Raw genomic sequence first — 25,372 nt, forward strand, 5'->3', positions numbered from 1 at the left:
TTATTGTTTTACAAACGATTCTATTAATGGATTAATTTCTTCTGCGGTTTGGTATTTTTCTTTATCAAACAAATACTTAAACAAAACTTTATTATCTACTTTTTCTTTTAACACCAAATCTTTATTTCTTGCAAAAATAGCATTCCATTTTGCACGTACCAAAGCCCATTTGTCTTTTTCTTTTGCCCAATATTCTTGTGCTGCAATACACTTACTATCTTCTACTTTTTTGTACACATTATTTCCTTTTTCTTCAGCTACAAGTTCATAAACACCTTCTTCACTAAGTATTTTTTCGTTGTCTTGATCGTGAATCCATCCTGTTGCTATAATTTCATGTCTATTTGTTCTACCTGTAACATTATAATCACTACGTTTGGTATATTCTCTTCTTGGTAAAGGTGCATTTGTTGTATTTTCCCAATAGTGTTTTCCGTCAACATGTACCCAAGTTGCAGAACCTTCGTAACGAGGACTATCATCTACCTGAAATACCTTTTGAGACCACTGCCCTTTAACTTGTCTCTTATCTAATTTTGTGTATTTCCATTCGTTATTTCTAAAATACTCATACAAATCAGTATTTTCATATTCCCAATCTTGTCTCCAATGTTTCACTATATATGGTCGCTCTTTAGTACCAACAATTAATAAATGTTGCATAGAGATTTTATCATTACTGTCTTCTACCAATTGCACCCACTCTAATCCTTTATCATGCTTTGTTTTAGAAGCAACGTATGTAGAGTCTTCAGAATACTGAAATGTTTCTGCAAAATTAAAGCTTACTTCATAACAACCACACATTGCTTTAATGGCTTTTTCATCCTGTTTTTTCTTGTTTTGCGCATTTACATTAAGAGTAAATGTTATTAAAAAGAGGAATACTACTGGTAAATGTTTCATTATTAAAGTTTTATTGTTTGAGATTTAAAAAAAATTAAAATATCTTATTCTTATTTAGAATGAATTAAAATAAGATTTTATATTTGCCACAAATATAAAATAGAATGAGTCTAAATAAAAATAATATTAAACTTTATTTTTTACTTTTTTTTAGTTATGCTATTAGTGCTCAAGAAAAAGAAAGAGACACGACCACGATTGAAAAACTAGATGAAGTAATTGTAGTTGGAGAAAGCAATGTAATGTCTGTGAGTAAAAAGTTATTTACTGTTGGGACTATTAAAAGAAAAGACATTGAAAATGTTGCAGGAAATAATTTAGCAGATGTTTTACAAAACAATTTAAACATAACAATCAACCCAGATGCCTCAGATGGGCGTTCTACCATAAGCTTATTTGGTTTAGATGGTCAATATGTAAAAATTTTAGTAGATGGTATTCCAATTATAAGTGATAATGGCGTAGGAAACAACATTGATATTACACAATTAAATATTGATGACGTAGAACGTATAGAAATTGTAGAAGGTTCTATGGGTGTATTATATGGTGATAATGCTGTTGCAGGAGTTGTTAATATAATTACCAAAAGAGGTTTAAAAGATAATGGTTGGCAACTGCAATTATCTCTGCAAGAAGAAACAGTAGGAAACGAATTTGAATTATTTGACAAAGGAAGACATATTCAAAATTTTAGAGCTACCAACCAAGTAAATGAAAAACTATCCTACTCTATTGGAGCTTCAAGAAATGATTTTGCTGGTTTTTATAATGGTTATAAAGGTGAGAATTATGTAAATATTGAAGATGGAGTAGTTGTAAATGATAGTTTAAGAGGTACCGAATGGAATCCTAAAGAACAAATAACCGTTTCTGGAAATATGGATGTAAACCTTGGAAAACACAATGTATTTTACAAGCTTCAATATTTTAATGAAGACTTAAAAATATACAATAGAGCTGTTAATGGTAGATATGAAAACGGTACTCTTAATCCTACTGCAGTTGATGAAAACTACAAAACAGATAGATGGGTAAATAACGTAAATGTTTCTGGACCATTACATGGAGCTACCAACTATAATTTTTCGTTTTCTTATCAAAATCAAAAAAGAAACTATAAAGAATATGTATATAACATATTAGAAAAGCGAACACAATCTGTAAATACAGATACAGTAAGCCAATCTAGTGAAGTGTGGTATTCTAAAGCGTTTGTAAATAACATCGTTTCAAAATCTAATTTTTTCAACCTTCAACTAGGTTATGAATTTACCAATCAAAAAGGTTTTGATGCCATTGCTACAGGAAATTATTCTAGTGACGTTGTAGAAAACACAATTACGAATTACGAATTATTTGGAATTACAGAATTTCAACTATTAAAAAAATTATCTGTACATCCTGGCGTTCGTTTTACACATAGCTCACAATTTAATAACCACCTTATTTGGTCCTTATCCTCTACTTATGATTTTTCAGAAAAGCTAAAACTGAAAGCAGTGGTTGGTTCTGCATATAGAGCACCTAATTTTGAAGAACTTTTTTACTCTTTTGTAGATACAAACCACAATGTACAAGGAAATCCAGATTTACAACCAGAAGATGGTGTTTCTGTTTTTGTAAACCTAAAAAACAATTATAGAATAGCTAAAGAAGGGTTTTTAAATCAAAAACTCACATTCTTTTTTATAGACCTTAAGGATGCTATAGCTAGTATAACTACAGAAGATAATGAGGGTACCATTTTGTATACACAAGATAATATTGACTATAGTAAAAGATTAGGTTTTAATTTAGAAAACAATTTTATCTATAAAAATTGGAATATAGGTATAGGTGCTACGTATTTAGGAGTAACTAGTACAATTAATGAATCTATAGATAATGATTCAGACTATTTATGGAGCTTAAATCTACAAGCATCTTTAGCGTATTCTATAGAAAAATGGAATACTACCATTAACAGTCAATTAAAACATACAGGTAAAACACAAGGTGTATTTACTGATACAAATGGCGAATTATTTATTGGTGAAACCGATGCATTTACCTGGTTAAACGCCTCGATAAGAACAGATATTACACCAAGAATAAACGCAACATTAGGGGCTAGAAACCTATTAGATGTTGTAAACATAAATACTAATGCTTCTGCTGGAGCGCATACTGCAGCAACATCAAGTTCAAGACTAATTGGTAATGGCCGATCTTATTTTTTAAAACTATCCTATAATTTAAATTTTTAAAACTAATAATTATGACAAACAAATTTTTAACACTAATATTAATAGCTACCACTGTACTTATTACAAGTTGTAGTAGTGATGACAACGGAGGAAGCTCAGAAGAAATAACTACACCAGCTTCTACTGGAGGAATTATAGATCCTGATGTAGGTGGATTTAATCAACCAAACCGTGTTTTTGTAGACTTAAGTACAGGTAATCAAGTAGCTGTAACTCGTAATGCATGGGAAATAGCTGTTTATAACGGTTCGGAAAACAGAGTTTTTATTAACAATACTTTATTAGTTTCTGCTGCAGAACTAGATGGTATTACTGATATTACAGCAGTAACAGAAACAACAGTATTAACCTCTCCACTAACCTTAAACGCACTAGATCAAACCTTTACTCCAACAACAGTTACTGTTAATACTGTTGCTGAATTAATAGAAGGTTTACCAGTAAATTACTACCAATATGGCGATTTAGACGCTGGTATTTCTTTTACAGATAGTAAAGAAGGAGAGTTATCTGGTACTGCTTTTGAAGAAATTTCAACAACAGATAGTGAGAACAATGTATATATTGTAAACCTAGGAAACGAAATACCAACAACAAATAGCGGTACCATAAACACTACTGGAGACGCTAGAGGATACCTAAAAGTTAGGGTATTAACAGATGGTAACACATACACCATTCAGTATGCTGCATTAAGTAATACAACAGATTATTCAGAACTTACTGTAACTAAAGATAGTAACTACAACCTAACTTATGTAAGCTTAACAGATGAACAAGTTGCTACTTTAGAGCCAACTTCTTCTAATTGGGATATTGACTTTGGTGGTGTATTTTCTTATTACGGTTTACAAGGTACATTAGCAGCAGGTTTAACCTATTCAGATTATACGTTACACAATACACTTGGAGGTGTTGGTTTATATGAAGTTACTGTTGAAGATGATACAACACCTAGTTACACTAACTTTACATATGCAGATGTTACCGAAGCAAGTTTTGTTTATAATGATCGTGCTATTATAGGAAGTGGTTGGAGAAGTGTTGACTACATAACTGGAGAAACCACTGTAACAGAAGACAGATACTATATTGTAAAAGATACTGACAATAATTACTACAAATTAAGATTCACTGCAGTAGAAAGCGAAAATGGAGAAAGAGGTTATCCTCAATTTCAATATGAATTATTACAATAACCTTCGTTTAATATTTTATAATATTAGTCTATTATAAAACAAAAGCCACTCCTTAAAGGGTGGCTTTTTTATTCTAATTAATCTAAATGATATATTTCTCTAATATCATTAAGTATGCTTTCAAAGTCTATTTTTAAATCTACTAAATTACCAGTATGAATATCAAAAACCCAACCATGAACAATTAAACCTCTACCACGTACTGCTTTTTGAATAGCTGCGGTTTTAATAAGGTTAACACATTGTTCTTGTACATTTAGTTCTACTAAACGTTCATACTTTTTTTCTTCGCATGTAATAGCATTAAGCTCTTTGTTATGAATACGATATACGTCTCTAATATTACGAAGCCAAGGGTTTAACAAACCTAAATCTGCAGATTGCATAGCTGCTTTTACACCACCACAACCATAATGACCACATACTACTACGTGGTGTACTTTTAGGTGTGATACCGCATAGTCTACTACAGACATGGCATTTAAATCTGTACCAATAACCATATTAGCAATATTTCTGTGTATAAAAGCATCACCAGGACCTAAACCCATTAATTCTTCAGCAGTTACGCGACTATCAGAACAACCAATAAACAGTAATTCTGGATTTTGTCCTTCACCTAATTTATCAAAGTAATCTTTATCCTCTTTTAGTTTGCGCTTGATCCAGGCTTTATTGTTTTCAAATACAGTATCTAAATTCATATTTTATTTTATTAGTACTCGTCTTTCACGTTTTCTTTAATCCACTTAACACAACCATTAAAGCTTTCAAATATATGTTCTTTAGGAATTAAATCTGGTATAATATCAATCCTTTCCATCATATATTGTGGTTGTTTTAGTAAACCAACAAAAAGCACTGTAATTTTATTTTTTTGTAATTCAAGAAGAAGATCTTCCATTGCATATAAACCTGTTTGATCCATATATTGCATTCTTCCTAAGCGCAAAATAACTGTTTTAGCGGTATTAGGAATTTGTAATGATAAAGCTTGAAAATCACTAGTAGAACCAAAAAACAAAGGGCCTTTTAGGTGTTTTATAAAGACTTCTTCTTTAAGGTTTTCTGGAAACCCAACCTCATCAGACCATACTTCTTCTTTTAATGATTTAACATCTGAACGTTCTGCTGTTAAATCTCCTATTTTTTTCATAAACATTAATGAAGCAATAACAAGTCCGATACCAACAGCATAAATTAAATCCCAAAACGTAGAGAGTAATAATACAACAATCATAATTAACACCTCTGAACTTAGTTTAAATGGTCCTAATTTAATATCTCTAGGTAAACTTGGTATGGCTTTAAGGCCTTTATAATCCATAACTCCAATACCAACAGTAATTAAAATACCTGCTAATACAGCCGCTGGAATTTTAGATGCAACAGGAGCTAAGGCAAGCATAATAACGAGTAGCATGACACCTGCAATCATACCAGACAATTTTGTTTTACCTCCTGCATTAATGTTTACAACCGTTCTAATAGTTGCTCCTGCACCTGGTATACCACCAAAAATGGCTCCAATACTATTTCCAATACCTTGGCCTATTAGCTCTTTATTAGGTTTATGTTTGGTTTTGGTCATATTATCTGCCACCACACTAGTTAATAAAGAATCTATTGCTCCTAAAAGAGATAATGTTAATGCAGTAAATATATAAGGCGTAATACTACTTAAGCTAAAACCGGTAATTATTTCTAATTTTGGCATTGGAATTCCGCTAGGAATCTCTGAAATGGGTCTGTAGCCTAAATTAAACCCGTAGGCTATACCAGACATTATTACCAGAGCAACTAAAGTACTAGGTATGGTGGTAGTGATTCTTTTAAAGCCATAAATAATAAATATGGTACCTAAAGCTAAAATAAGCTCTAGCCAATTAATATTTTGTAAGGCTCTTGGTAGTACTTTTAAGGCTCCTATGGTACCAGAAGCATCTTTTGCTGCCAGTGTTTGTGACTCTTTTAAAATTTGTTCTGGTGTAATTTGATGTGCTCGGTTTATGGTTTCTTTAAAATCTTCAAGCACTAAAATACCCTCACCAGCTTCTTCTTTTAAAATATTTTCAAGAATAACTTCTTCTGCTTGTGGCTTAAACTGTTCTACAAACTCCTGATCTTCTTTAGGATAGTAACCTATTGACGGCAAAATTTGTGTTAACAAAATAATAACACCAATAGCAGTCATAAAACCAGAAACCACTGGGTATGGTATATATCTAATATATTTACCAAGACCTAAAAAACCAAGACCTACTTGTATTAAACCCGCTAATAAGAAAACGGTTAAAATTGCAGGAAGTGCTTTTTCAACACTACCATCATTTGCAGCTACAATTCCAGCAATAACAACCATACTAACGGCTGTCATTGGTGCTGTTGGGCCAGAAATTTGTGTTGCTGTACCTCCAAAAAGCGCAGCAAAAAAGCTAATAAAAATGGCTCCATACAGCCCTGCTTCTGGTCCTAAGCCTGAAGATACACCAAATGCTAAGGCCAATGGCAAGGCAACAATTCCTGCCGTAATACCACCAAAAGCATCCCCTTTGATATTTGAAAATAAATTTTTCATAGTTGTTTAATTCTTTTATCAAAATAGCAAAAAATTAAATAAAAAAAATCAATTCAACATTATATTTATTAAAAATTTACAAATGCAATAACATTTACTTGGTCTCTACCTGAGTTTTCAAAAAACTGATTCATATAGCCTAACTCTAATCGAAGTGCGTTAGAAACTTTGTAACCTAAACCTGCAAACATTCTATTTCTATCAAAAACATCAGGTTTAGTATTTATAAAAATCTCATTATACATAGAAACATACCATGGGTTAAAGGATTCTTTTTTATACTGAAGAGGTATATTCACACCTAGAAAATAGCGCAATCGCATTTTAAAGTCTTCTTCTACAAAACGTTGTTCAAACCTGTAACGATGACTAAGTTTTACAGCTCCAATATTTTGTTTTGTTGTAAACTGTTGAAAAACCCGATGTTCATTAACAGCTACTTTATCGGTATCTGTGTTTTCTAGATAATTTTCAGATAAAATATACCCATAACCTAATAATAAATTATTGTTGTTTTCTGATAAGTTATAACCAACACCTGTTCTTAATAAAAGCTGTTCTAAATCGCCAATTGCATCATAATTTCTGTATTGTACTTCAGTATGAATATTCCATTTAGAATTTATTTTTTTGTTTCCTATATAAATTAGCCAATTTCCCAGATTACTCTCTTGGCTATTAGCAAAAAATGGCAACACTAATATTAAAATTAGTGTTGCCATAAAAGTTTTCTTTTTCATTAAAGCTTTTAGTTTTTATTAATAAAACGCTACAGCACCTGTATTTATATCATACATTGCACCTACAATTTTAATTTCACCTTTCTTTTCCATTTCAGAAAGAATAGGGCTTTCTGCATGAATTCTAGCTATGGTTAATTCTACATTTTTCTTAGATACTTTATCAACAAATTCTAAGTTTTTTGAGTTTCTTAAGCTTTCATCTTTTGGCTCTGCTACTGCATTTACTGCTGGATTAATTTTTTCAATTAACTTAGTAAGGTTACCCATTTCTGCATGATCACAGGCTCCTTTTATTGCTCCGCAACTGGTGTGCCCTAATACTACAATTAACTTTGTTCCTGCTAATTTACATGCAAACTCCATGCTTCCTAAAATATCTTCGTTTACAAAGTTTCCTGCTATACGCACGCTAAAAATATCTCCTAAGCCTTGATCAAAAACAAGCTCTGCAGATACGCGTGAATCTATACAACTTAAAATAGTTGCAAATGGAAATTGACCTTCACTTGTATCATTTACCTGTTCTAAAAGATTACGGTTTGCTTTTAAATTATTTTGAAATCTTTGGTTTCCTTCTTTTAAATATTCTAATGACTTTGCTGGTGTCATTGTTGACTGGGTTTCTCTTGTATGTGCTTTCATAGTTATATTTTTCTTTAAGATACTACTTTTATAATATCTATATTTTGTCTTCTGTTAATAATAGCGAAACATTAAGCGTATTTATTATGTCTCTTTTTGTTTTATTGTTTTTATCTAAACACATTAAATTTATTTTGTTTTTAGATACGTATTTTGATACACTTTCTAATGCTTTATCACTTTCTTCAAAAATATATTCAAAATTATTATTGTTTAAAGTTGTGTTTTGTGACACTTCATTATTTGTACCTTTAGTAATATGGAATGTTTTAATTGGTGCTTTTGTTTTATTAATTAATTTTTGAATAGCATTAATATTTAAACTTTTATCTACAGTATTTAAAACCCCTAAAGAAACCTCTTGATTTGGTTGTAGTGCATCTTGATTAGATGCAATCATAACTGGTCCTTTATACGTTTTTAAAACAAATTCTGTAATATTATCTCCAATAAAATTAATTTTTTTTCCATTCTTTTTACCAAGCACTACCATGTCTGGTTTATTTTCTTGGATATACGATTCAATTTCATGTTTTACATTTCCGAAAGATAATTTATAGTCTATTCTTACCTTATATTCTTTAGCAATAGGCTTTACAATAGTTTCTATTTTTTTATCTGTAATTAAATGTTTTTCATTAATAGATCGCATAGCAGAGAGTTGGCTTTCTCTTTCTACTACTTCTATAGGCTTTTTTATATGAAATAGTGTTATTTCACCATCAATCATTTTTGCCAAGCTTACAGTGCTTTTTAAATCTAAATCGTGGTTGTTTTTTAAGTCTGAAAGTAGTAAAATTTTATATTTCGCATTTTCCATAATTCGTTAACTTAAACTTATATTAGATTTAGGTCTTAGTTGAAAAAACTCAATAAAACTTGGTGGATTTTCAACAACACCACGTTTAGAAATTAACTTGATATCAATATTTCTTTCTTTTGCTTTAAAGGCAAAATCTTCAAGAATTTCAATAATATCATAGTCAAGATATCTTGTTTTTCTAACATCAAACTCTAAATAAGTATCTCTTGGTAAACTGTCTAATTCTTTTAAAATAGCTCCTTTATTAAAGAAGGTTACTTCTTCTGCCAGTTCCATTTTAATTTTATGTTTTCCGTTGCTTTTATCTTCAATATGTAAGAAGTGAGAGTTTTGGTAACTTTTTAATAAAACCACTACAATACCAACCATTAAACCTAAACCAATACCTACTAATAAATCGGTAAATACAATACCAATTATGGTAACAAAAAATGGTATAGACTGTTTCCACCCTAATTTATACATTTTTTTAAACAAAGCAGGTTTTGCCAGCTTGTAACCAACTAATAATAAAATGGAAGCCAATACAGATAAAGGAATTTTATTAAGTAGATTAGGAATTAAAATAACAGATATTAACAGTAATAAACCGTGTAATATTGTAGACATTTTACTTTTACCTCCAGATTGAATATTAGCAGAACTACGCACAATTACTTGTGTTATTGGTAAACCACCAATTAAACCAGAAATAATATTACCTGTTCCTTGTGCTAACAACTCTCTATTGGTAGGTGTTACATTTTTATCTGGATCTATTTTATCTGAAGCCTCAACACATAAAAGGGTTTCTAAACTTGCTACTAAAGCAATAGTAAATGCTACAACCCAAACCTGAGGGTTTGTAATTGCTGAAAAGTTAGGAAAACTAAATTGCCCTATAAAAGAGTTAAAATCTTCAGGAACTGGCACACTAACCATGTGGTTTGCACTAATAGATAATAAGTCGTGATTTTGCGTTAGCATAAAAAATATAATACCTAATACTACCACAACAAAAGGCCCTTGAATAACCTCAAATACTTTTGATTTTTTACTTAAAACTTTTTCCCAGAATATTAATAGAATTAAACTGATTAGCCCTATTAATGCGGCTCCTGGATGAATATTATTTAACATGGCAAATAACTCTGAAAACGTATTACCTCCATCAATTTCAAAAAACTCTAAGTCCCAAGCAGACTCTTCATCATAGCCAAAAAAGTTAGGTATTTGTTTTAAAATAATAATAATACCAATACCTGTTAGCATTCCTTTAATAACAGAAGACGGGAAATAATACCCAATAATACCTGCTTTTAACACACCAAAAAGTAGTTGAATTACACCACCTAAAACTACAGCTACTAAAAAGTTTTCATAACCTCCCAAGCTACCAATAGCTGTTAATACAATAGCTGCTAAACCAGCAGCAGGACCACTCACTCCTATTTTAGAGCCACTTAAGGCTCCTACTACAACTCCTCCTATAATACCAGCAATTAAACCAGAGAAAAGAGGTGCTCCACTGGCTAATGCAATACCTAAACATAAAGGTAATGCAACAAAAAATACAACGACACTTGCAGGCAGGTCGCTTTTAAACGTTTTAAACATAAAATGATTTCTTTTGGGCTAAAGATTGTTATCTAAAGCCTATTTTCTTAATAATTTTTTTGGGGACTTAAGCAGTCCTATTTTTTTTAAAATATTAAGAAATGAAATCTGGTGGTGGAGAAATTAAATTGAAATGTGGAATAGGATAATTTTTAAAAACATATCCCGAATTGTTTTCGTTAGAAGCAACATCAAAATAGAATTCGCATGTTTTATGGTTTAAAAATAAAACAGGAGCGTCTACGGTACAACTTTCGTTTTCTTCTTCAGATACAGAAAAAACAATAGAAACGTCAATGGTATCATCAACTATTGTTAAAATAGTTGGTGCAACTATAAACAGTATAAAAATTACTGATAAAATTATAGATACTCCTTTTTTTGACATTTCTTTTTTAAAAATTAACTGTAAATATACTATTTTAAACCGTTACTGTGTTATGTAAATTTAAATTTCGTTTAAAGCTTTTATAGCATCGTTAAAAATCCATCCTTCTTTACCATCTGTAAGCTTGATTTTTTTCCAGTTATTAACAGTATCTAAAATTAAAACTTTGGTTCCTTCATGAAGTCTAAAAGATTCTTGACTCCTTAAATTAGGCTCACTTTTTACTATAGCTTCTTGTGAAAACACAATTGCAGGATTATATTTTTTGTCTATATCATATTTTTTAAATGCAAAAAATAAGGTGATTATAGCTAAAAATAAAAAAGCCGAACTACCTACAAATGCAAATCTTTTTCTGTTGGAAGAATAACTAAAATAGTACCACAACGACAATAACACAAAAAGAACCATTGCAAATACCGAAGCATAAGCCCAACCATTAAAACTAAAGGTATTGGTTAGATTTTTAAACAGTTTACTTATACCAACTTCTGGCACCACATCTATAGCATCTACAGTCATGTTTCTTGCAAAGGCAATATTGTTTTGTATTTCTTTATCATTAGGAGAAAGCATTAATGCCTTTTCAAAGTAATAAATACTTGGTGCAATATTATTTAATTTATAATGTGCATTACCAAGGTTATAATACAAGGATGCAGAATGCTTATTAGCGTTTAAAACAGCTTCATATTTAGCTATTGCTTCTGTAAACTTACCTTCATTATACAACGCATTTCCTTCTTCAAAAAGGGTATTGTTTTGCGCTACAGAAAGTGTAGTGAGTAAAAAGGTTACTATGTAAATTATATGTTTCATATTAACGAATTTGCTTATCTATTTCTGAAATTGCTTTAGATGCTTTTTCATAATCTTGTTGCATTTCTACCTGTGTAATTGGTGTATAACGTGCCAATTCACAGTTTTTAAGTATGCTAACAAACTCTAAAACAGTTGCATTTTCTACTTCCTTTTCGTTTAATATTTGGGTAATTTTATCTTTACTAAAATCACTAGTCTCTATTTGCAGTTTGGCTTTTAAATAATTATGTAAGGCTTTTTCTAGTGCGACATAAAACGCTTCTTTTTGACCCAGAGTACGTTTTGCCTCGCTTAAATATTTTTTAGCTAGTTTATCTGCTTTTCTAATTTTATTACCTGTAACATCTGCTAAACGCTCATCGCGCTTGTTTCTAAACACAATAGCTAATGGTATTGCTAAAAGTGGTCCTAATAAAGCCGTCCAGAAACCTGTAGATTTAAAGAAGTTCTTTTTGGTTGTAGAAACTAAATTAGCTTTGGTTTTTATAAATGCAAAATGATCATTTCCTAAAACAGGCTGTTTGTTATTAGTACTTGTTATAGCATTATTATTCGCTGCTTCATTATTTGTTGGTCCTTCTAGTACATCAATAATTAACTCACTTGAGCTTAATGTTTTGTAGCTTTCTGTTTTTAAATCAAAATAAGAAAAAGAGATGCTTGGCAAAGGATATTTACCTTTAAATTGCGGAACTACAGTATAACTCTGGCTTCGTTTTCCTTGCATTCCGTTAATTGTAGTAGAAACTTTGTCTCTATTTTCTGGTTCATAAACTTCTAAAGAACTAGGAATACTAAGTTTTGGTAACTCAAATAACTTTAAGTTACCATTACCTGAAACTGTAACTGTTGCTTGAAGCGATTCTGATGCATTTAAGGCTTGTTTTGAAGTAGCAACCTCAAAATCAAAATCACCCACTGCTCCTGTAAAATTAGCAGGTTTATTATTTTCTGGTAATGGTTTTACATTAATTTTTCTGCTTCCTGCAGAAATGGTTTTGTTTGCTTGTGTCATTAAACGCTCGCCAAAGATGTTACGTCTGTTTGTTGGCACATCTACTGTAATATCTAAGCTTAAGGGCTCTATTTCAAGTTTTCCTGTTTTTTGAGGATATAACACTGTTTTGCGTAAAACCACATATCTATAGTCTTCGCCTTTATAAGTTCCGTTTAATATTTTTAGTCCTTTTATGTCTATGTTTTGCGACCAGAAATCGTTGTATCTTGGACTATCTGTTTCTCTCCAGTTGCTAACTCCTGTATTTGGCGAAACATATAGTTTATAGACTACAGTAATGGCTTCGTTTAAATAAGGGTTTGTTTTAGAAACCTCTGCTACTAAATGAATATTGTCATCTATATCTATTGCTGGATTGTTAGGATCATTAGGTTTATCTACCGCTTTAGAAACAACTACAGCTATAGGAGTTGTTTTATAGGTTTCTCCATTAATTTCTATAGTGGCTTGATTAATTGTAAATTTTCCTTGTTTTTTTGGTGCTAAAAAGTAGCTATAGCTTTTATTAAATGATTTTTTACCATTTACCCAAGAATGACTAACAGACTGGTTTGGTCCTGCAACAACATTAAAATCTTTAAAGCTTGGAGGATTAAAATTATCGCCATCTTCATTCATTTCAAAATCTATACGCAAGCGTTCATTAACGCCTAGTTTTTTCTTACTTACTTTAGCTTCAAATTTTACTTGTGCAGAAGCAATACTTGTAGCAAGTAGTATAAATAGTATGGTGATGTGTTTTATTGTTTTCATTTTAATTTACGATTTTTGATTTTGCATTACGATTTATTTTAAAATAGTAATGCAGCATTCAGCATTCGTTTTACCAATCTTTTTCTGTTTGAACGCGTTCACCTTTGGTTTTTTGAGCATTCATTTTATCTTGTACTTTTTGTTCTTGATCATTCATAGCTTCTAACAAGTTTTTAACTTGTTGTGGCGATAATTGTCCTGGCTGTTGTTGTGGTTTTGGATTCTCTTTTTGTTCCTCTTCGCCACCTTTTCCTTCATCTTCTTTTTCGTCTTTAGGATTGCCATCTTCATCTTTTTCATCTTCACCTTCCTTTTTATCTTGATCTCCTTCGTCTTGTTGGTCTTGATCCTTATCCTGATTCTCGTTTTCTTTATCTTTATCTTGATCTTTTTCCTGATCTTGATCTTTTTGATCTTCTTGCTCTTGTTGATCGTCTTTATTCTCTTCGTTTTGATCTTTATTCTGGTCCTGTTGATCTTGTTGTTGCTCTGCACATTCTTTTGCTAAAGCATAATTATAACGTGTTTGATCATCTAAAGGATTGTTTCGTAATGCATTTTTAAACGCTTCTGCAGCTTCTTTACATTGTTTATTTTGCATTAAAATATTACCTATATTATGATAGGCCTTATACTTTTCATCTTTTGTTGTGGCATATTTTGCCGTTTGTTTTAGTCTGTATAAAGCTTCGTCATAAATTCCTTTTTTGTAATAGGTGTTTGCTAAGTTATACGCGCCAACAGCATAGTTTGGTTGTTCTGAAATAGCTTTTCGGTATTCCATTTCTGCCGAAACATAATCTTCATTATCTACCAAAATATTAGCATCATAGACTAGGTCATTTGCTTTGTTTTTTGCAAGCATTTCCTGAGCTTCTTTGTCTTTGTCTTGCGCAAAAGAAGCTATACTAAAAAGGGTTAATATGATTATTACTATGTGTTTCATTTATATTTTACTAAATTATAAAACTACTGGTTTGGTTATAGTTAAAGGTTTTATAAAATTATTTACTTCTTAAATCACTAAAGCCTTTTGTTTTTTGCTAAAGATGATGTTTTATTATAGGTTTTCGTTGAATAGGTTTAGTTTTTTTAACCATTCTGTTTTTCGTTCTAACAAAAAGATGTCTATAAACAGAAGAAGAAATGCCAATGCTAAAAACCATTGAAATTGGTCTTTAAAATCTGCAAACTCTTTGGCTTCAAATTCTGTTTTATCCATTTTATTTAAAATATCTCTAATGGTACCAACTACTTCATTGGTGTTTTTTCCGTTAATATAAACACCATTGGCTTCTGCAGAAATGCTTTTTAAATTTTCTTCGTTTAAGCGAGTGATTACGGTTTCTCCTTGTCTGTCTTTTTTATAATTTAAGGTAACACCATTTCTTTTAATTGGTATTGGTCCTCCTTTTACATCACCAACTCCAATGGTAAAAATTCTAATACCCTGTTTGCTTGCTTCTTCAGCAGCGCGAATTGCAGATTCGCCAAAATGGTCTTCACCATCTGAAATAATAATTAAAACTCTATTGGTTTGCTCTTCATTATCAAAATAAGTTTCTGCTAATTCTATGGCGCCATTTATTGCTGTACCTTGCGAAGACAACATATCTGTATTCATGTTTTGTAAAAACATTTTGGCTGCTGCATAGTCTGTAGTGATAGGTAATTGCGGAAATGCTTTTGCTGCATAGGCAATAATACCCACTCTATCACTTGCTAGATTGTTAATTATTTGGGTTACTAATTGTTTTGATTTATCTAGCCTGTTTGGTGCAATGTCTTCTGCCAGCATACTTTTAGAAACGTCAACAGCAAATACAATATCTACACCTTCGCGTTTTACGGTTTCTAGTTTTGTACCTACTTTAGGGTTTACCAATGCAATGGCTAAGCTGGCAAATGCCAAACATAAAACAACAACTTTTAATATGCTTTTAAAAAGGGATTGATTTGGACTTAATTTTTTTAAGATTGTTTTATTGGCAAAGTTTTTTTGCGCTTTATGTTTCCATAATTGAAGCAACAAAAAGAGTAGGATTATTACTGGAATAATCACTAAAACCCAAAACCATATTTTTTCTTCTAATTGATACATTTATTTTAGTATTCAGTAATAGTATTCAATAAGCAACTTAGCCTTGAACACCTAGTTTTTAAATTAAACAAAGCTTCTAAAAATAGTGAAACGCAATAACAGCTCTATTGCTAAAAACAGTCCTGCTAAAAGCACTAACGGACGATATTTTTCTTCGTAATTATAAAATTTAAACTCTTCTATTTCTGTTTTTTCTAGTTTATTGATTTCGTCATAAATTTCGGCAAGCTTTTTATTATTGGTTGCTCTAAAGTATTTTCCTCCTGTAGCATCTGCAATTTCTTTAAGTAATGCTTCGTCAATTTCTACTTGTACTCTTGCGTATTGAAAAGAACCATTTGGGTTCACTGCATAAGGAGATAGCGCCATACCATTAGTACCTAAACCAATAGTATATACCTTAATACCATATTCTACCGCTAATTCACTTGCTATTTTAGGGTCTATAAAACCAGAGTTATTAACTCCATCTGTAAGTAAAATAATCACCTTACTCTTGGCCTTACTGTCTTTTAAACGATTTACAGAGGTTGCTAAACCCATTCCTATTGCGGTACCTCCTTCAATAATATTGTTATATCTAATTTCGTTTAAAGAACGTAGTACAATAGATTTATCACTGGTAATTGGTGTTTTTGTGTAGCTTTCTCCTGCATACTCTACCAAACCTATTCTGTCATTTGGTCTTCCTGCTATAAATTCTGCTGCAACATCTTTTAAGGCTTCTAAACGATTAGGACTTAAATCTTTTGCCAACATACTTGCAGAAACATCTATTGCCATAACAATATCTATACCTCGTGTAGTTTTTGTTTTTGTAGAAACATCTACTGTTCTAGGTCTTGCCATTGCTGTTATTAATGCTGCTAAAGCTGCTAAACGTAAAGCAAAAAGCAAATGTCTTAATTTTGGCAACCAAGAATTTGTTACCTTAAAACCTTTTAAACTAGACATTTTTAATTCTGCGGTTTGCTTATTATGCTTAAAAACATACCATAGCAATGCTAATGGAAGTAATAAAAACAACCAGAAAAATTCTTTATTTAAAAATTCTATTCCTTCAAACATGGTTTACTTTTCTTCTTGTTCTTTTTTTGCTATTTCTTCTTTAATTAACTCTACAGAATTAACAATTCTTTCTGCAATTTCTTTAGCATACACATCCCCTTTTCTGTAGGTAATTGCTATTTCTTGTATTACATTTTGTGATGTAAAATGCAACAAGATATATTCACCATCATAATAGTTTTCTGTACCTGCAACAGGTAGGCTAGCTGTTCCATAGGTTTTTAAGCCTTCGGCATTATTAGGGGTTACAAATTTTTCGTTTTTAACAAGCATATTTTCAACCCCTTGCTTTTCTAACTCTTGAATTGCCTTTTCTGAAATTTGATAAAGATCTATTTTTTCTTGACCTTCTTGCTGATTAACTTTTAGTGTGCTAAGCTTTACACTTAAAGGCTCTGAAACGGTACCAAAGCTAAAAACACTCATTTGTAATTGTGCTTTTATTTCTTCTGGTACTGGCGGATTATCTCTTTTTAAAACCTTTGGTGTTGTTATTGTAATTGCAGGAAAACCATAATCACTTGTTACCCAATTTCCTTCTAACAACTCTTTACTTTCATGACCTAAAATGGTATCTTTTACATAACCAAAACCATATTTTAAACCAAAACCTACAAACGTAGCAATACACAGCGCTACAATTGTAACTATGGTAATGATTATATTTTTACGCTTTTGCTTTTTTTCTAGTTCTTCCTGGTATTTTTGGTCTTGTTTTTTCTCTTCTTCGGTTGGTTCTGGCAAGGCTTCTTTTACTTGATCTATTTCTACATCAATAGTATTTCTATCTAACTTTGCCAACTCTATATCTGGAGCAGATTTTGCGAATTTTACTAAATCGGCACGTTTTAAAATAGTTTCAATATTTTTAATATCGTCTTTACTAATATCTATTTGATTGCCATCTTTTAATAAATTTAACCTATTTATTAACTCATCTGTAGTACTTTCTAAAGCACGATCATAGACTTTTTCGTCTAGATATTTTCTAATAATAAAGGTTAACTCAGAATAGTAATCTTTTATTTCTGCATTTTCTAAATAACTACTTTTATCTAAATTTTGAAGCGCTATTTTTGCTCTATCATAAGGTGGAAGCAATGCAATTTTTTCTTCTTTTGTAAGTGGTTTTTTTCGCCAAATAAACCAATACAACAAAAACGCTACTACAGCAAGAACCAATAAAGTAAGTAGTAAATTTTTAAACCATTGGCTTGGTGTTTTTTCTACTTCAATAATTGGTTTTATATCATACAACCCTTGTTTTGTAGTATCTACCACAATATTTTTTACTTCTACCTGTAAAGAGTCTGTTTGAAATACTTTGGTACCAATTACAATTTTTTGTCTTGGAATGGTATATGCTCCAGAATCAAATTGCGTTAAACCATATTTTTTTATAAGCTTATATTTTGCATTTTCTCTAGTGGTGTCTATGGCATAAGATTCTATAACTTCTAAAGGAAGAAATGTTTGCCCTTCAGGAAAAACCACAACGTTTGTGGTATCTGTTTCTACTTGTACTTTATAGGTAATTTGCGCTCCTATTTTTATAGAAGTAGAATCTATAGAAGATGTCATTTGTTGTGCAAATGAAAATACAGAAAATAGAATAAAGAATAAAGACAGTACTAATACTCTTGCCTGCTTTATTTTATCATTCAAAAATCTAAAATCGTAATTCATAAATCGTTAATCTTTTTATCCTCTTCTTTTAAAATAACCTAAAAGCTTTTTTACATAACTTTCATCTACACGACAATCTATGGTTCCTGCTCCAGATTTAGCAAAACTATCTTTATAATATGCTACTTTTTCATGATAGAATTTAGCGTAATTTCTGCGTACCGATTTAGATTGTGTATTTACCAATAGCATTTCTCCTGTTTCTTCATCCTGCATTTGCACTATACCAATATTAGGCATTTCTTCTTCATGCTTATCATATACTCTAATTCCGGTTACATCATGTTTACCTGCAGCTATTTTTAAGGTTTGCTTATAGTTGTCTGCAATAAAATCTGAAAGCACAAAAACAATGGCTTTCTTTTTCATTACGTTACGCATAAACTTTAAAGCTTCGGCCACATTGGTACCTTTACTCTTTGGTTGAAACTCAATTAACTCACGTATAATACGCAGTACATGCGATCTTCCTTTTTTTGGTGGTACATAAAGCTCTACCTCATCGGTAAATAAAATAAGACCAATTTTATCATTATTCTGTGTTGCCGAAAAGGCTAAGGTTGCAGCTATCTCTGTTACTACTTCGTTTTTAAACTGCTCTTCTGTACCAAACAATTCAGATCCAGAAACATCTACCATAAGCATCATAATAAGTTCTCGTTCTTCTTCAAAAACCTTTACATGTGGTATTATTGTTCTTGCAGTAACATTCCAATCTATATTACGTACATCGTCACCATATTGATACTGTCTCACTTCAGAAAAAGTCATACCACGTCCTTTAAAGGTAGAATGGTATTCTCCTCCAAAAATATGATCAGACAACCTACGTGTCTTGATCTCAATTTTTCGTACTTTTTTTAGTAATTCTTTGGTATCCATTTTTACTCTGTCATTCCGTATTTAATACGAAATCTATCAAATTAAGTTTTCAATAATTATTAATGAGACTCCTGCTTTCGCAGAAATGACAAGTCTATGGTACTTCTATCTCGTTTACAATTTTGTTTATAATATCAACAGAGGTGATATTTTCTGCTTCTGCTTCGTAGGTAATTCCTATTCTATGACGTAATACATCATACACTACAGCACGAACATCCTCAGGTATTACATACCCTCTTCTTTTAATAAACGCATAACATTTTGCAGCTGTAGCAAGGTTAATACTACCACGAGGAGATGCACCAAAAGAAATTAATGGCTTTAAGTCTTGTAATTTATATTTTTCAGGATAACGTGTAGCAAAGATGATATCTAGAATGTATTTTTCTATTTTTTCATCCATATATACTTCACGCACCACTTGTTGTGCTTTTATAATTTGCTCTACAGAAACTACAGCATTTACTTTTTCCCAAGAACCTTTTAAATTAGCTCGCATAATTAATTGCTCTTCTGCTTGTTTTGGGTAATCTATAACAGTTTTAAGCATAAAACGGTCTACTTGTGCTTCTGGTAAAGGGTAAGTTCCTTCCTGCTCTACAGGATTCATAGTAGCCATTACTAAAAACGGCTTATCTAACTTAAAAGTATCATCACCAATAGTTACCTGCTTTTCTTGCATTGCTTCTAATAAAGCAGATTGTACTTTTGCAGGCGCTCTATTAATCTCATCTGCCAGTACAAAGTTTGCAAATATTGGCCCTTTTTTAATTTTGAAGTCGTTTTCCTTCATGTTATAAATTAAAGTACCAGTAACATCTGCAGGTAATAAATCTGGAGTAAACTGTATTCTACTAAAACTTCCAGCTACAGCTTGAGAAAGCGTATTAATAGCTAAGGTTTTTGCCAGACCAGGAACACCTTCTAATAAAATATGTCCTTGACCAAGTAATCCTATTAGTAATCGCTCAACCATATCTTTTTGGCCAACAATTACTTTATTCATTTCTAATGTAAGTAAATCTACAAAAGCACTCTCCTTTTCAATTTTCTCGTTAATTGACTTAATATCAACTGTACTTGTAACTTCCATCTTTTTTAATTTTTAAAGGCTTGAATTTAACATTCATAATTTGGAAGTGCAAATTGTTAAAATTTTCAATGCCTTGCTGTTAATAATTGGTTAAAAGTTATAGTGTTTAATATATGTTTAAGAGTTTTTCTTTTCTATTTTTAATGTTCAAAATAAAAAAAATGACTACTAAATTGTTTTCAAGAATTATTGCAGGAACCATGACTTGGGGAGAATGGGGAAAACAACTCTCTAAAAAAGAGATGATTAACCTACTAAATTATTATGTATCAAAAGGTATTACAAGTTTTGACCATGCAGATATTTATGGAGGCTATACTACCGAAGCTGCATTTGGTAACGCTTTCGCGGAAAGCAATATAGCTCGTGAAAAAATTCAATTTATTAGCAAATGTGGTATTCAATATGTTTGTGAAAATAGAAACAACAAAGTAAAACACTACAATTACAGTAAGGAATATATTATTTGGTCTGTTGAAGAATCGCTAAAAAACTTGAAAACAGACTTTTTAGACCTTTTATTATTACACAGACCCAGCCCTTTAATGCATGCTGATGAAGTAGCAGAAGCCGTAACCATATTAAATAGTCAAGGAAAAATAAAAGCTTTTGGTGTTTCTAACTTTTCAACATCACAGGTAGACTTAATCTCTAAATACACAGAAGTTGCAGTAAATCAAATAGAATTTTCCTTAACACAGCACAGAGCTATGCAAAATGGCTCCTTAGACCAAATGCAAATAAACAACATTACACCAATGGCTTGGTCTCCACTAGGAAGTGTTTTTAAAGAAGATACAGAACAAACCAGACGCATACACAAGCAGCTAGGTGCTTTAATAGAAAAATACAACGCAACAGAAGACCAGCTTCTACTTGCCTGGATTTTAAAACATCCTGCTGGTATACACCCAGTAATAGGAACCACAAACCAAAAACGAATTGAAAATGCCGTAAAAGCAATTAATATAGAATTAGAACTAGAAGATTGGTTTAAAATTTTGGTAGCTTGTCAAGGACACAAAGTACCATAAATAAGCTAGCAGCATGCTGTTACGGTTTGCTATTGCTTACTCAAAAATAAATTAAAACACTTCCACTTACGTGGAAACGAAAAATAAATTTTCAATGAAAAAAACAGCATTAATAACAGGAGCTACAAGTGGCATTGGAAGAGCTACAGCTCATGAATTTGCAAAACACGGTATAAACCTAATACTTTGCGGAAGAAGACAAGAACGCTTAGATACTATAGAAAAAGCATTAAGCAAACAAACCAACGTACATACTTTAAATTTTGACGTACGTGACAAAAAAGCAACTTTTAATGCAATTGAATCGCTACCAGAAACGTTTAAACACATAGATATTTTAATTAATAATGCAGGAAATGCCCATGGCTTAGACCCTATTGAAACAGGAAACATAGAAGATTGGGATGCCATGCTAGACATTAATGTAAAAGGACTACTCTACGTTAGCAAAGCAATAATACCGATCATGACCAAAAACAATTCTGGACACATCATTAATATTGGCTCTTCGGCAGGAAAAGAAGTGTACCCAAAAGGAAACGTATATTGTGGCAGTAAACACGCTGTTTTAGCTATAACAGAAGGCATGCGAATTGACCTTAACCCTTACGGAATTAAAGTTGGCGCTATTAATCCTGGCTTGGTAGAAACCGAATTCTCAAAAGTACGCTTTAAAGGAGACGCTATAGCAGACACTGTTTACAAAGGCTACAAAGCCCTACAACCTGAAGATATAGCAGATATTATTTACTTTGTTATTACACGTCCTACTCATGTAAACATTGCAGACTTATTAGTGTTTCCAACCGCACAAGCAAGCAGCACTATTGTAAATAAAAATATTTAATTAACAAGAAACTCCCACTTTCGTGGAAAGTAAACCATGATTAATAAACGCCTTTTAATTAAAAACCTATTAGCTCACAACGATGAGAATAGTTTTTATGATAAAAAGCGAAAAATAAATATTAGCCAAAAAGAAGGAAAAGCAAAGTTTTTAAAACACGTGTGCGCGCTCTCTAACAGCAACCCTAAAAATAATTCATACATTGTAATTGGCGTAGAAGATGAAGACAATAAAATTATTGGTGTAGATTTTTTTGATGATTCTAAAATTCAGAATTTAATCAACGCATACTTAACCAATCCTCCAATTATACAATACGAAAATATCCCCTTCCCTCATTTGCCTGACAATAAAGTGGTAGGCTTAGTAACCATAAGATCCATTAACAAATTAACCTCTTTACGAAAAAACATCTGGAAATATTATGGTGGTGCTGTTTTTTTTAGAGATGGCAGTATGAGCATGCCAAAAAACTTTAAAAGTAATATCACAGATGAAAACTCTAAAATTGTTGAAGCAATAGAAAAACACTCACAAAACAACATACAACACACCCTAGATAGCGTTTTTAATTTTTTTTTGAAAAAAAAAGACTACCAACCTAAATACAAGGTTTTCAAAGAGTATTTTGTACTATGTTGGTCTGGACAAAAGAAAATTGTTGGTAAAGAAATTTTCTATTCGAGAGTAGATATTGAAATGGTAAACGAACAAGTACGTTTGTTTTTTTCAACTTTAGACGAGGTATCCATAAGCCATAACGACGATAGCTTTAAAATTGTTGAATATGTAAACCTAGGACTACATAATGCTTCAAAATATTATAAGCTTGAAGAAACCGTTATTCGCTTTGAAAATAACGCCAACTACACCATTGAAACCAATTTACTTTTTGAAGCGCCTCAATTTAACAAAAGAGTTTTATACCATATTTACAACGCGAATAACGCTTTATTAGAAAAACTTAAAAACAACCTAAAATTAAATAAAAACGAAAAAATAGATTTAGTTAATCTTCCGGAAACCTATTTAATTTGCTATTTAAACAATTTTCACGAAGCTATAGATAAACTTACAGAAGCAAAACCATATTTAAAAACACATAGTGAAGAAGCATATCTTTTTTATAAAGAATCGCTACGTATTCTTCGAAAAATAAAATATAGCTAATCTAGTATATAAAAAAACACCAAATATGTATTTGGTGTTTTTTATATACTCTTCAAATTTTCTAGAATTTACTACCTTTTTAATGTAAAGTGCGCGTTAAATTCTTTTTTACCTGAGCCTGTTAAATTATTTGGATCTCTATATTTTATCAAGAACCAATAATCACTTGATGGCATTGGCTGTCCATTAAAGGTTCCATCCCAACCAATACCTGTTGGACTTAATTGTTTTAATAGTTTACCATATCTATCAAAAATATAAATTACAGCATCTGGTTGGTTATTAATTCCTAAAATTTGCCAATTATCATTATAACCATCACCATTTGGAGTAAAAAATAATGGGTAATCAAGAAGTATTACTCTCACTTGATCTTCACCACAGTCATTAATATCTCTTACAGTTATAATGTGCTCTCCTGGTGCTACATTGGAAAAAGTATAGCTATTTGTATTAGGTGAATTACTTACCCAAGAACCATTATCAATACTAAACTCATAATCACCACTTCCTGTTGCAACAACATTTATTACATGGGTGCTTGCAAAGGCAGCTGTTGTTGTATAATCTAATACAGGTGGAGAACTTACAATTACATTTGTAATAGTATTTGGATCATTGACAGCTGTTACACATCCTGTTGCTATGTTGGTAACAATTACACTATAAGTTCCTCCTTGATCAGGAATAATAACGCTATCTGTTTCACTAACTAATAGGCTACCATTTAAAAACCATTCAAAACTATAGTTAACAGTATCTAATCCGGTATCAATAACTGGTGCATTTATAATATTGGAACCATTCATACAAACTACATAAAGATCGTCTAAATACACAACAGGTAACGGATTAACAACAATAGTCATAGTTTGTGAAATTGCACACTCTCCTGAATCTGGTGTAAACGTATAAGTTGTAGTTTGTGTATTATCTAAGGACGGACTCCATGTTCCTGAAATACCATTATTGGAAGTTACTGGTAAATTTGCCATTGCATCTCCAATACATATATCTGCTACTTGAGTGAATGTTGGCGTAACTTTGGCATTCACTGTAATAATCATTGTTTGTGTAGTAGCACATTCACTAGTACTTGGAGTAAAAGTATAGGTAGTAGTTATCATATTATTTAATGTTGGACTCCAAGTTCCAGTTATACCATTATTAGAGGTTACTGGTAAAGCTGCCAATGTATCACCTTCACAAATAGCTGCTACCTGAGTAAATGTTGGTATTGTTGGTGGTATAATTGTTACTTCAAAACTATTCTCATCGCTACAATTTGGTACTGTTCCTGTTTCTCCGTACACATAAACTGTTTGTGTACTAGTTAACATATCTCCTGCATTTAGCATCGTTCCCGTTCCTCCTGGACCTGTGTAATACGACCCAGAACTTAATGCCGGTAATATATATTCATTACATACACTAACATCTGATGGTGCATCTACTACTGGTGCACTATTAACTACTACTGTAACTGTATTTGTGGCTGTATCATTTGGCGCTGTTAATCCACTATCTATTAATGTCACCTCATAAGTACTCGTTACTGATGGTGGTGGGGATAAGACTAACGTAGATCCTGTTCCTAAAACTGTCGCATTTCCTTGTTCGGTCCAACTATAACTATATGTTCCTGTTGCTGCAGCTGGTGTTGGTGTTGCCGTTAAAGTTACATCTAAGCCTGCATCACTACATATTGATGGCGTATCTGCACTTGCCGAAACTGAGATAGAACAAACATTAATTGTTACTTCAAAACTAT

22 protein-coding genes are annotated in these 25,372 nt (G+C 31.5%); 5 read left to right on the top strand and 17 right to left on the bottom strand.

What is annotated here, in order from left to right:
• The gene (locus KO494_RS15535; RefSeq protein WP_215968537.1) at positions 1–906 is read right to left on the bottom strand and encodes a DUF6607 family protein; all 906 of its coding nucleotides are present in this window, start codon (positions 904–906) and stop codon (positions 1–3) included.
• Between the two features lie 104 nt (positions 907–1,010).
• Between KO494_RS15535 and KO494_RS15540 the strand changes: the two genes are divergently transcribed.
• The gene (locus tag KO494_RS15540) at positions 1,011–3,155 is read left to right on the top strand and encodes a TonB-dependent siderophore receptor (RefSeq protein ID WP_215968538.1); all 2,145 of its coding nucleotides are present in this window, start codon (positions 1,011–1,013) and stop codon (positions 3,153–3,155) included.
• Positions 3,156–3,166: 11 nt separating this feature from the next.
• The gene (locus tag KO494_RS15545; RefSeq protein WP_215968539.1) at positions 3,167–4,354 is read left to right on the top strand and encodes an HmuY family protein; all 1,188 of its coding nucleotides are present in this window, start codon (positions 3,167–3,169) and stop codon (positions 4,352–4,354) included.
• Positions 4,355–4,431: 77 nt separating this feature from the next.
• Here KO494_RS15545 and KO494_RS15550 read toward each other — a convergent pair whose 3' ends face one another.
• From KO494_RS15550 to KO494_RS15620, 15 genes are all read right to left on the bottom strand, one after another.
• Positions 4,432–5,058, bottom strand: a complete 627-nt coding sequence (locus tag KO494_RS15550; RefSeq protein WP_215968540.1) for a carbonic anhydrase — start codon at positions 5,056–5,058, stop codon at positions 4,432–4,434.
• Positions 5,059–5,069: 11 nt separating this feature from the next.
• On the bottom strand, positions 5,070–6,932 hold the full coding sequence (locus KO494_RS15555; protein WP_215968541.1) for a SulP family inorganic anion transporter: 1,863 nt from the start codon (positions 6,930–6,932) through the stop codon (positions 5,070–5,072).
• Positions 6,933–7,000: 68 nt separating this feature from the next.
• Positions 7,001–7,672: a DUF2490 domain-containing protein gene (locus KO494_RS15560; RefSeq protein ID WP_252730413.1), complete on the bottom strand. Its 672-nt coding sequence runs from the start codon at positions 7,670–7,672 to the stop codon at positions 7,001–7,003.
• 18 nt (positions 7,673–7,690) lie between these two features.
• Positions 7,691–8,317 carry a carbonic anhydrase family protein gene (locus KO494_RS15565; protein ID WP_215968542.1) on the bottom strand — a complete coding sequence of 209 codons (627 nt, stop codon included), beginning with the start codon at positions 8,315–8,317 and terminating at the stop codon, positions 7,691–7,693.
• Between the two features lie 37 nt (positions 8,318–8,354).
• The gene (locus KO494_RS15570; RefSeq protein ID WP_215968543.1) at positions 8,355–9,137 is read right to left on the bottom strand and encodes a universal stress protein; all 783 of its coding nucleotides are present in this window, start codon (positions 9,135–9,137) and stop codon (positions 8,355–8,357) included.
• A 6-nt stretch (positions 9,138–9,143) separates the two neighbouring features.
• Positions 9,144–10,736, bottom strand: a complete 1,593-nt coding sequence (locus KO494_RS15575) for a SulP family inorganic anion transporter (RefSeq protein ID WP_215968544.1) — start codon at positions 10,734–10,736, stop codon at positions 9,144–9,146.
• Positions 10,737–10,830: 94 nt separating this feature from the next.
• Positions 10,831–11,124, bottom strand: coding sequence for a hypothetical protein (locus tag KO494_RS15580; protein WP_215968545.1), 294 nt, complete (start codon positions 11,122–11,124; stop codon positions 10,831–10,833).
• A 60-nt stretch (positions 11,125–11,184) separates the two neighbouring features.
• The gene (locus KO494_RS15585; protein WP_215968546.1) at positions 11,185–11,943 is read right to left on the bottom strand and encodes a tetratricopeptide repeat protein; all 759 of its coding nucleotides are present in this window, start codon (positions 11,941–11,943) and stop codon (positions 11,185–11,187) included.
• Position 11,944: 1 nt separating this feature from the next.
• Positions 11,945–13,717 (bottom strand): BatD family protein, encoded by a 1,773-nt coding sequence (locus KO494_RS15590; protein ID WP_215968547.1) that lies wholly within the window; start codon positions 13,715–13,717, stop codon positions 11,945–11,947.
• Positions 13,718–13,787: 70 nt separating this feature from the next.
• Positions 13,788–14,663: a tetratricopeptide repeat protein gene (locus tag KO494_RS15595; protein WP_215968548.1), complete on the bottom strand. Its 876-nt coding sequence runs from the start codon at positions 14,661–14,663 to the stop codon at positions 13,788–13,790.
• 114 nt (positions 14,664–14,777) lie between these two features.
• Positions 14,778–15,818: a VWA domain-containing protein gene (locus tag KO494_RS15600; RefSeq protein WP_215968549.1), complete on the bottom strand. Its 1,041-nt coding sequence runs from the start codon at positions 15,816–15,818 to the stop codon at positions 14,778–14,780.
• Between the two features lie 63 nt (positions 15,819–15,881).
• Positions 15,882–16,886, bottom strand: coding sequence for a VWA domain-containing protein (locus KO494_RS15605; protein WP_215968550.1), 1,005 nt, complete (start codon positions 16,884–16,886; stop codon positions 15,882–15,884).
• A 3-nt stretch (positions 16,887–16,889) separates the two neighbouring features.
• Positions 16,890–18,572: a BatD family protein gene (locus KO494_RS15610; RefSeq protein WP_215968551.1), complete on the bottom strand. Its 1,683-nt coding sequence runs from the start codon at positions 18,570–18,572 to the stop codon at positions 16,890–16,892.
• A 15-nt stretch (positions 18,573–18,587) separates the two neighbouring features.
• The gene (locus KO494_RS15615; RefSeq protein ID WP_215968552.1) at positions 18,588–19,454 is read right to left on the bottom strand and encodes a DUF58 domain-containing protein; all 867 of its coding nucleotides are present in this window, start codon (positions 19,452–19,454) and stop codon (positions 18,588–18,590) included.
• Positions 19,455–19,548: 94 nt separating this feature from the next.
• Positions 19,549–20,550, bottom strand: a complete 1,002-nt coding sequence (locus tag KO494_RS15620; RefSeq protein ID WP_215968553.1) for a MoxR family ATPase — start codon at positions 20,548–20,550, stop codon at positions 19,549–19,551.
• Positions 20,551–20,711: 161 nt separating this feature from the next.
• Here KO494_RS15620 and KO494_RS15625 point away from each other — a divergent pair, with 161 nt between their 5' ends.
• The 3 genes from KO494_RS15625 to KO494_RS15635 all read left to right on the top strand — a co-directional run bounded on the left by KO494_RS15625 (position 20,712) and on the right by KO494_RS15635 (position 23,601).
• A complete protein-coding gene (locus tag KO494_RS15625; RefSeq protein WP_215968554.1) occupies positions 20,712–21,584 on the top strand; it encodes an aldo/keto reductase family oxidoreductase in 873 nt (290 codons plus the stop codon).
• 94 nt (positions 21,585–21,678) lie between these two features.
• Entirely contained in the window at positions 21,679–22,431 is a 753-nt protein-coding gene (locus KO494_RS15630; RefSeq protein WP_215968555.1) for an SDR family NAD(P)-dependent oxidoreductase, read from the top strand.
• Positions 22,432–22,467: 36 nt separating this feature from the next.
• Entirely contained in the window at positions 22,468–23,601 is a 1,134-nt protein-coding gene (locus KO494_RS15635; RefSeq protein ID WP_215968556.1) for an ATP-binding protein, read from the top strand.
• A 71-nt stretch (positions 23,602–23,672) separates the two neighbouring features.
• On the opposite strand, the gene KO494_RS16020 is transcribed toward KO494_RS15635, so the two are convergent.
• Positions 23,673–25,372, bottom strand: a 1,700-nt coding sequence (locus KO494_RS16020; RefSeq protein WP_252730414.1) for a T9SS type B sorting domain-containing protein, incomplete at its 5' end; no start/stop codon positions are given.

It is taken from the genome of Lacinutrix sp. C3R15 (genome assembly GCF_018860825.1).
Taxonomy (GTDB): domain Bacteria; phylum Bacteroidota; class Bacteroidia; order Flavobacteriales; family Flavobacteriaceae; genus Oceanihabitans.

What these genes read in the sequence shown, in the direction of transcription:
- KO494_RS15535 (WP_215968537.1), bottom strand. Translation starts at nt 906, where the DNA reads ATGAAACATTTACCAGTAGTATTCCTCTTTTTAATAACATTTACTCTT.
- KO494_RS15540 (WP_215968538.1), top strand. Translation starts at nt 1,011, where the DNA reads ATGAGTCTAAATAAAAATAATATTAAACTTTATTTTTTACTTTTTTTT.
- KO494_RS15545 (WP_215968539.1), top strand. Translation starts at nt 3,167, where the DNA reads ATGACAAACAAATTTTTAACACTAATATTAATAGCTACCACTGTACTT.
- KO494_RS15550 (WP_215968540.1), bottom strand. Translation starts at nt 5,058, where the DNA reads ATGAATTTAGATACTGTATTTGAAAACAATAAAGCCTGGATCAAGCGC.
- KO494_RS15555 (WP_215968541.1), bottom strand. Translation starts at nt 6,932, where the DNA reads ATGAAAAATTTATTTTCAAATATCAAAGGGGATGCTTTTGGTGGTATT.
- KO494_RS15560 (WP_252730413.1), bottom strand. Translation starts at nt 7,672, where the DNA reads ATGAAAAAGAAAACTTTTATGGCAACACTAATTTTAATATTAGTGTTG.
- KO494_RS15565 (WP_215968542.1), bottom strand. Translation starts at nt 8,317, where the DNA reads ATGAAAGCACATACAAGAGAAACCCAGTCAACAATGACACCAGCAAAG.
- KO494_RS15570 (WP_215968543.1), bottom strand. Translation starts at nt 9,137, where the DNA reads ATGGAAAATGCGAAATATAAAATTTTACTACTTTCAGACTTAAAAAAC.
- KO494_RS15575 (WP_215968544.1), bottom strand. Translation starts at nt 10,736, where the DNA reads ATGTTTAAAACGTTTAAAAGCGACCTGCCTGCAAGTGTCGTTGTATTT.
- KO494_RS15580 (WP_215968545.1), bottom strand. Translation starts at nt 11,124, where the DNA reads ATGTCAAAAAAAGGAGTATCTATAATTTTATCAGTAATTTTTATACTG.
- KO494_RS15585 (WP_215968546.1), bottom strand. Translation starts at nt 11,943, where the DNA reads ATGAAACATATAATTTACATAGTAACCTTTTTACTCACTACACTTTCT.
- KO494_RS15590 (WP_215968547.1), bottom strand. Translation starts at nt 13,717, where the DNA reads ATGAAAACAATAAAACACATCACCATACTATTTATACTACTTGCTACA.
- KO494_RS15595 (WP_215968548.1), bottom strand. Translation starts at nt 14,663, where the DNA reads ATGAAACACATAGTAATAATCATATTAACCCTTTTTAGTATAGCTTCT.
- KO494_RS15600 (WP_215968549.1), bottom strand. Translation starts at nt 15,818, where the DNA reads ATGTATCAATTAGAAGAAAAAATATGGTTTTGGGTTTTAGTGATTATT.
- KO494_RS15605 (WP_215968550.1), bottom strand. Translation starts at nt 16,886, where the DNA reads ATGTTTGAAGGAATAGAATTTTTAAATAAAGAATTTTTCTGGTTGTTT.
- KO494_RS15610 (WP_215968551.1), bottom strand. Translation starts at nt 18,572, where the DNA reads ATGAATTACGATTTTAGATTTTTGAATGATAAAATAAAGCAGGCAAGA.
- KO494_RS15615 (WP_215968552.1), bottom strand. Translation starts at nt 19,454, where the DNA reads ATGGATACCAAAGAATTACTAAAAAAAGTACGAAAAATTGAGATCAAG.
- KO494_RS15620 (WP_215968553.1), bottom strand. Translation starts at nt 20,550, where the DNA reads ATGGAAGTTACAAGTACAGTTGATATTAAGTCAATTAACGAGAAAATT.
- KO494_RS15625 (WP_215968554.1), top strand. Translation starts at nt 20,712, where the DNA reads ATGACTACTAAATTGTTTTCAAGAATTATTGCAGGAACCATGACTTGG.
- KO494_RS15630 (WP_215968555.1), top strand. Translation starts at nt 21,679, where the DNA reads ATGAAAAAAACAGCATTAATAACAGGAGCTACAAGTGGCATTGGAAGA.
- KO494_RS15635 (WP_215968556.1), top strand. Translation starts at nt 22,468, where the DNA reads ATGATTAATAAACGCCTTTTAATTAAAAACCTATTAGCTCACAACGAT.